The organism is Vulcanococcus sp. DEBay_Sum22DG08_74 (assembly GCF_017852955.1).
In the GTDB taxonomy this organism is placed as follows: Bacteria; Cyanobacteriota; Cyanobacteriia; order PCC-6307; family Cyanobiaceae; genus Vulcanococcus.
Genome location: NZ_JAFMKL010000091.1, coordinates 1 through 6,684, shown reverse-complemented (window position 1 = coordinate 6,684; position 6,684 = coordinate 1). Strand labels below are relative to the sequence as shown.

The window sequence follows — 6,684 nt, the reverse complement described above, 5'->3', positions numbered from 1 at the left end:
TGCGGGAGCTGTAGCCCCACTCGTTGTCGTACCAGCCGTAGACCTTCAGCTGGGTCCCGTCGACCACCATCGTGGAGAGGGCGTCGATCACCACGCTGCGGTTGTCGTTGACGTAGTCGATGGAGACCAGCGGCCGGGTTTCGTAGCCCAGGATTCCCTGGAGGGGCCCCTGCGCAGCCTGCTGGAAGGCCTGGTTGACTGCCTCTGCGCTGGTGGGTCGCTCGAGCTCAAAGACCGCATCGGTCAAGGAGGCATTCAGCAGGGGGATACGAACGGCATGGCCGTTGAGCTTGCCCTCGAGCTCCGGGAAGATCATGGCGATGGCCTTGGCTGATCCGGTGGTGGTGGGGATCAGCGATTGCAGGCAGGAGCGGGAGCGCCGCAGGTCGCTTTTGAAGGCGTCGACCACCACCTGGGTGTTGGTGACGTCATGCAGGGTCGTGATCGAGCCATGGCGGATGCCGAACTGCTCATGCACGACCTTCACGATCGGGGCCAGGCAGTTGGTGGTGCAGGACGCCGCGGTCACCAGCCGGTGCTGGTTGGGGTCATAGAGGTCATGGTTGATCCCGTAGACGATGTTCAGTGCGTCTTTGACGGGGCAGCCCACGACCACGCGCTGGATGCCGCCTTGGCTGAAGTAGGGCTCGAGGGCCTCGGTGGTCTTGAAGCGGCCACTGCACTCGAGCACCATCTCCACACCTGCGGCAGACCAGGTCACCTCGGCGGGGGTGCCGTTGCGGCTGAAGTTCAGGCGCCGCCCATCGATCAGCAGCTCGCTCTCGCTGAGGGCCTCGGCCTGGCGATCCCAGCGACCATGGACGGAGTCAAAGCAGAGCAGGTGGGCGGCTGACTCGGCCGTGGCCTGGTTGTCGTTGATCTGAACGATCTCAATGCCTGGCCGTCCCCAGAGGGCGCGGCAGACCAGTCGTCCGATGCGTCCGAAGCCGTTGATGCCAATGCGCATGACCAACCCCAATCAACTGATCAACAAAGTTTGATGCATCAAGGTTTCTTGATTGGTTAAGGTGCGGTTAGGCCTGCTCCGAGCTGTGTCCCAAGCCCTCAGCGCGTTGTTCAAGGCTCTGGCGGATCCCCATCGCCTGGAGGTGGCCCTGGCGCTGGCGGGGGGTGAGCGCTGCGTCTGTGAGCTGACCGAGCAGATGGGCCTGGCCCAGTCCAAGCTCTCCTTTCACCTCAAGGTGATGCGCGAGGCGGGCCTGCTGGAGTCCCGGGTTCAGGGGCGCTGGGTCTACTACCGCCTGAGCCCTGAGGCCCTGGCCGAATTGAGTGATTGGCTTCAGCGTTTGCAGACCAGTAGGCCCCTTAAAGCCCAGTCCTGCTGCTGATTCACGCAACGTTCACGAGGCCTTAACCAGCCCCTAACGCAGGGCGGATCATCAGTTGCGTAGATGGAGGGGAACCACAAGGTTTTATCCATGACCTTCGCGAAGAAGGCCCTCCTGATCGGCTCCCTGCTGGCCGTCGGCACCGGCATGTCCGCCTCCGCCGCAGATCGCCTCAGTGCTGCTGGCGCAACCTTCCCCGCCAAGATCTATCAGCGTTGGTTCGCTGATCTGGCGAAGGCCGGTGGCCCCCAGGTCAACTACCAAGCCGTTGGCTCAGGTTCTGGCCGTAAGGCGTTCATCGACCAGACCGTCAACTTCGGTGCATCGGATGATCCGATGAAGGCCAAGGACATCGCCAAGGTGACCCGCGGTCTGGTGCAGATCCCCATGGTGGGCGGCACCATCGCCTTCGGTTACAACAAGCCCGGCTGCAACCTGAAGCTCACCCAGCAGCAGGCTGTCCAAGTGGCGATCGGCAAGATCACCAACTGGAAGGACCTGGGTTGCGCCGCTGGTCCAATCACCTGGGTGCACCGCTCGGACGGTTCTGGAACCACCAAAGCCTTCACCGAATCCCTGGCTTCTTTTTCTCCACAGTGGAAGCTCGGGACTGGTAAATCCGTCCGCTGGCCGGGCTCAAATTCAATTGGAGCTAAAGGTAACTCTGGTGTTGCTGGTGTGATTAAAAACAAGCAGGGTGCGATCGGTTACGTCAACCAGTCGTACATCCGCGGTGCCGTCAAGGCCGCTGCGCTGCAGAACAAGTCGGGTGAATTCATCAAGCCCAGCCACACCTCCGGTGCCAAGGCCCTGAACGGCATCAAGCTCGATCAGAACCTGGCTGGCTCGAACCCCAACCCCACCGCCAAGGGTGCTTACCCGATCGCGACCCTGACCTGGGTTTTGGCTTATCAGAAGGGCAATGGTGCCAACACCGACACCATCAAGAAGACCTTCAATTACATGCTGAGCGATCAGGCTCAGGCCAGGGCTGATGCCCTTGGCTTCGTCCCTCTGAATGGTTCAATCTTGAATAAGGCACGTGCTGCAGTGAACAAAATCTCTCGTTAGTTCAGTGTGATCCAGATGGTTCAAGGGCAGGTCTGATCTGCCCTTTTTCTGATCTGAATGCACGCATTGTTCTTGACAGACTCCCAATCACTCTTGATGCAATGACGTCCATATCTTTGACATCGAGTCCGCCCTTAAGTCTTCGCGGCAGCCTCGAAGACACGTTCCAGCGCCGCGATCTGGTCAGCCTGACGGCTGGCAGTCGCGTGCCCATGCTTCGCCACCACGTCTGGCTGGTGGCCCGCGGGATGGTCAAGCTGAGCTCGATGAATGAGCAGGGCGAAGATGTTCTCCTGGGCCTGGCGGGACCGAATGAACCCTTCGGTGAACCGCTCAGCAACCTCGATCTCTACGAAGCCACGACGCTGAGCGATTGCGATCTGCTCTGCCTCTCGATGGACGAGATCCAGCAGACCCCCCACCTGGCCAGCACCTTGATGCTGGCGCTGATCAGCCGGACCCGTCAGTCCGAGGCCTTGATTTCCCTGTTGGGTCTGCGCCGCGTCGAAGACCGGGTCCGGGGCTTTCTGGAGTTGTTGGCCGAAGAGTACGGCCAACCCTGCGAAGACGGCCTACGCCTGAACCTGCGCCTGACCCACCAGGACATTGCCGGTGCCCTGAGCACCACCCGCGTCACGGTGACTCGGGTCTTGGGTCTGCTGAAGGAGGAAGGCTGGCTCAAGCTCAGCAGCCAGCGGCAGCTGGTGATCAGCAACCTGCCGATCAGCGCTGCCGCCTAAGGCTTAGGCCTTGGGGAGGAGCAGCTCAATCACCGCTCCTCCCTCCGGGTGGTTCCGGGCCCGCACCAGGCCCCCTTGGCTGAGGGCGATCTGGCGAACGATGGCGAGCCCCAGTCCGCTTCCGTGTCTTGGGCCTCTGGCCCGGGCTGGATCCCCTCTGTAGAAGCGCTCGAACATCCGCTCGAGGTCCTCTTCGCTGAGCCCCGGGCCCTGGTCGCGCACGGCAATCAGGCACCAGCGGTCCCGCTCCTCGATCGAGAGCTCAATGCTGCTGCCATCGGGGCTGTAGCGCAGTGCGTTGTCGATCAGATTGAACAGGGCCTGGTGCAGGCGAGCCGGATCGACGGCCACCTGTCTGGCCTGATCGCGCATCGGCTGAACGCTGAGGCCAATGCCCCGGGGCTGGGCCAGTTCCTGCAGGGTGGACCAGGCCTGGCCAACGACATCCCTTGGGTCGATGCAGGCGGGTCGCTTGCGGCGGCTCACCAGGGTGTTGTCGAGTCTGGAGAGATCCAGCAGATCCCCCACCAACCGCTGCAACCGCTCGAGTTCCTTCTCCAGTCGCTCCACCAGGACCGCCTGGCGTCCCTCGGCCCTGAGGGCCAGGCTCTCACTGACCAGCCGCAGGGCCGTGATCGGGGTTTTGAGCTCATGGGCCACATCACTGACCCACTGCTCTTGCTGTTTGAGCTGATTGTTTAGGGGGTTGCTGCCGTCGATCTGAAGGGCCAGCCAGCCCCTCTCGCCGGGCATCACCCGCACCGAGAGGTCATTGCGCCCGAGGCTCCATTCCCCGCGTTGGGCCAGGCGGGTGTTGCGGCTGAGCTCCAGCAGGTGCAGCAGCTCGGCGCTGGGCTCCAGGTCATTGAGGTGTTGGAGCTGGGGAGCGAGCGAACTCTCTTTGACCAAGAGGGACTCAGCCCGCTCATTGATGATCTCGATCCGGTTTTGGGCATCGAGCACCAGCCAGCCCTGCGGTGCGGCGCTGATCCATTCGCGCAACTGCAGTTCAGGGATCGGTTGGCGCCGCCGAAAGCGGGTGGCCACGACGTTCTTCTTTCGGTTCCCTTCGCGCCAGAGCCCCACGCTGAGGGCGCCCAGCCCAAAGCCCAGGGCCAGCGGTAGGGCGGTCTGCATCGTCATCGCCTAGCCGAAGCGATAGCCGAATCCCCGCACCGTCACCAGTTTGCTCGGGTTGGAGGGGTCCTCTTCAATCTTTTCGCGCAACCAACGGATGTGCACATCCACGGTCTTGTTGTCGCCGATGTAGTCGAAGCCCCAGACCTGCTCAATCAGTTGCTCGCGGCTCCAGACGCGTTTGGGGTTTTGCATAAAGAGCTCGAGCAATTTGAACTCCTTGGGGGAGAGCTTCAGCTCAAGACCATCGAGGCAGACGCGGCATTCAGCCGGGAAGAGGCTGAGGTTGTCCGCTTTGAGTTCGCTGGGCTGTTGATCGCTGGCTTGGTGGCGGCGCAGGAGCGCACGGCAGCGGGCCACGAGTTCGCGGATGCCAAAGGGTTTGACCAGGTAGTCATCGGCCCCGAGCTCGAGGCCGAGCACCCGATCGGTTTCGGTGTCCCGGGCGCTCACCATCAGCACCAGGGGCCGTTGCGGCAACTCGATCAACTTGCGGCAGAGATCCAGCCCGTTGATGCCCGGGAGCATCACATCGAGAACGATCAGTTCGAAGGGGTCCCGTTTCAGCCGATCCCAGGCGCTCTGGCCGTTGGTGGCTGGGGTGACGGAAAAGCCCTCGAGCTCCAGCGCTTCGCAGACGGTTTCGCGGATGGTGTCGTCGTCTTCGACCACCAACAGACGCGCGGCGTTGCTGGCTGGTGAGGGCGTGCTCATCCGTCCATTCTCTCGGCCGGGCCCTGTAGCCCACGACACCTTTTTGTCTGGATCAGCTCTGGTTTTGCTGCTCGAGCTCGCACTGGGTGAGATCAGGGTTGGTCAGCCGCTCGAGCACCTTCTGCAGATCCACCGGAGAGAGCTCGCCATCGCTGCCCCACTTGAGGCTGGTGTTGGAGGCTGAGCGCTGCTGGCTGTCCTGGCTGATGCTGTCGGGCCCCATGCCGTCGGTTTGTCCTGAAACCCACACTAAAGCGGCGGCGTTCACTCGGTGGTTGGTAATCGCAAGAAAAAACCCCCTGCCGAAGCAGGGGGCCGTTGGTCTCGTGCGTGAGGAGTGGTTCTGAAGATCAGAACTTGAAGCGGGTGGCCAGGATGCCGCCGAACACGCCGGGGTTGTCGCCCTGGGTGCTGGTCTGGCTGTAGCCGGCTCCAGCGGAGCTGGGGTTGCTGGAATAGAACAGCATCGGGGTCACAGCGATGTTGTCGCTGACCTGGAACTGATACCACCACTCCCAGACGTAACCAGCGTCGAACGGGGTGGTGCCGTTGCGGGTGCTGGTGACGAAGGTGGGCTGACCCACGGACATGCCGGCCTTGTTGCCCTTGACGAAGGCGTCATCCCACTTGAGGGCGACGGTCCAGGACTGGGTGGCGGCGATGTTTTCGTCTTTGAGGTTGCCAGCGATCTGGGTTGCGCCATCGCTGGTCAGAGCGGCGCCGGTCTGGTTACGGCTAGAGCTGGTGTAGTTGAGGTTGTCGTAGGAGACAGCCTGATAACCCCAGCCAAGGCTCACAGCGGGCATCAGGGTGCCGCCGTTCTTGGGACGACGGGCCAGAGCCACAGCGAAGGAGTTGCGCTCACCGCCGGTCTTCACGCCGTTGTAGGAGCAGGCTTGGCTCTGGACCCGGCCAGCAGCTTCAGTGCCGCGGCGGGACATCTTGCTGCCGCACTGTTCGTAGTTCCAGCCGAAGGTGCCCTTCCACTGCTGGGCTTGATAGCCCAGTTGGGTCAGCCAGCTGGCCTTGCTGCCGCTGGTGAAGATGCCACCGTCTTCAGGGTTGCCGGTGTTGCCGTCCGGTGCGACGTAGCTGGTGGACGCGGCGAAGTAGGGCTGACCCTTCTTGACCTTTTGCTTCCACTTGAAGCCCAGCATGCTGCCGGTGGCCTTGTTGTAGACCGCGGGTGCACCGCCCAGCTGGAAGAAGTCCAGACCCTTGAAGTCGTCGCCGTAATAGAAGGGCTTGACGGCCAGGAACTCGGTGTTACGTGAGATGGGACCGGTTTGGACCGAGAAGCCCTTGCCGAGGGGGAAGCGGTAGTAGAGGCGGTTGATCTTGACGACGCCGTCCGAGGACTCGGCGCGGTCGAGGTAAGTGATGTTGTAGCCCTTGCCGCCGAAGGGGCTGCTGCCGAAGTTGCCGGCGCGCAGGCGGGTGTAAAGCAGGTCCTTGCCGGTGAAGCTGGTCTTGAGGTTCAGACGAGCGTCGTAGACAAAGTTGGTGGCGCTGTAGTTCTTCTTGTACCAGTCAGCGCTGCCGGTACCGGCGGCGTTGCTGGTGCCAGCGGTTGGAACCACGGCACCGATCGCCCAGTAGTAGTCACCCTGGAGCTTGGTGGTGGTGGAGAACTGGGTGGCTTCCAGTTCGCCCACGCGGGCCTCGAGGCCATC

General features: G+C 62.4%; 8 protein-coding genes. 3 read left to right on the top strand and 5 right to left on the bottom strand.

The window, feature by feature from the left end; translation table 11 throughout:
• Nucleotides 1-967, bottom strand: a 967-nt coding sequence (locus QZ184_RS09145; protein WP_296419214.1) for an ArsJ-associated glyceraldehyde-3-phosphate dehydrogenase, incomplete at its 3' end; no start/stop codon positions are given.
• An 85-nt stretch (nt 968-1,052) separates the two neighbouring features.
• Between QZ184_RS09145 and QZ184_RS09140 the strand changes: the two genes are divergently transcribed.
• From QZ184_RS09140 to QZ184_RS09130, 3 genes are all read left to right on the top strand, one after another.
• Nucleotides 1,053-1,349, top strand: a complete 297-nt coding sequence (locus QZ184_RS09140; protein ID WP_232197326.1) for a metalloregulator ArsR/SmtB family transcription factor — start codon at nt 1,053-1,055, stop codon at nt 1,347-1,349.
• Nucleotides 1,350-1,439: 90 nt separating this feature from the next.
• Nucleotides 1,440-2,420 (top strand): phosphate ABC transporter substrate-binding protein PstS, encoded by a 981-nt coding sequence (pstS, locus tag QZ184_RS09135; RefSeq protein ID WP_247478877.1) that lies wholly within the window; start codon nt 1,440-1,442, stop codon nt 2,418-2,420.
• 116 nt (nt 2,421-2,536) lie between these two features.
• Nucleotides 2,537-3,160 (top strand): Crp/Fnr family transcriptional regulator, encoded by a 624-nt coding sequence (locus QZ184_RS09130; protein WP_296415198.1) that lies wholly within the window; start codon nt 2,537-2,539, stop codon nt 3,158-3,160.
• Between the two features lie 3 nt (nt 3,161-3,163).
• Here QZ184_RS09130 and QZ184_RS09125 read toward each other — a convergent pair whose 3' ends face one another.
• The 4 genes from QZ184_RS09125 to QZ184_RS09110 all read right to left on the bottom strand — a co-directional run.
• Nucleotides 3,164-4,303, bottom strand: coding sequence for a HAMP domain-containing sensor histidine kinase (locus QZ184_RS09125; RefSeq protein WP_296419211.1), 1,140 nt, complete (start codon nt 4,301-4,303; stop codon nt 3,164-3,166).
• 3 nt (nt 4,304-4,306) lie between these two features.
• Nucleotides 4,307-5,011 (bottom strand): response regulator transcription factor, encoded by a 705-nt coding sequence (locus QZ184_RS09120; RefSeq protein WP_010317781.1) that lies wholly within the window; start codon nt 5,009-5,011, stop codon nt 4,307-4,309.
• Nucleotides 5,012-5,063: 52 nt separating this feature from the next.
• Nucleotides 5,064-5,234: a hypothetical protein gene (locus tag QZ184_RS09115; protein WP_247478871.1), complete on the bottom strand. Its 171-nt coding sequence runs from the start codon at nt 5,232-5,234 to the stop codon at nt 5,064-5,066.
• Between the two features lie 127 nt (nt 5,235-5,361).
• Nucleotides 5,362-6,684, bottom strand: a 1,323-nt coding sequence (locus QZ184_RS09110) for an iron uptake porin (protein ID WP_296419209.1), incomplete at its 5' end; no start/stop codon positions are given.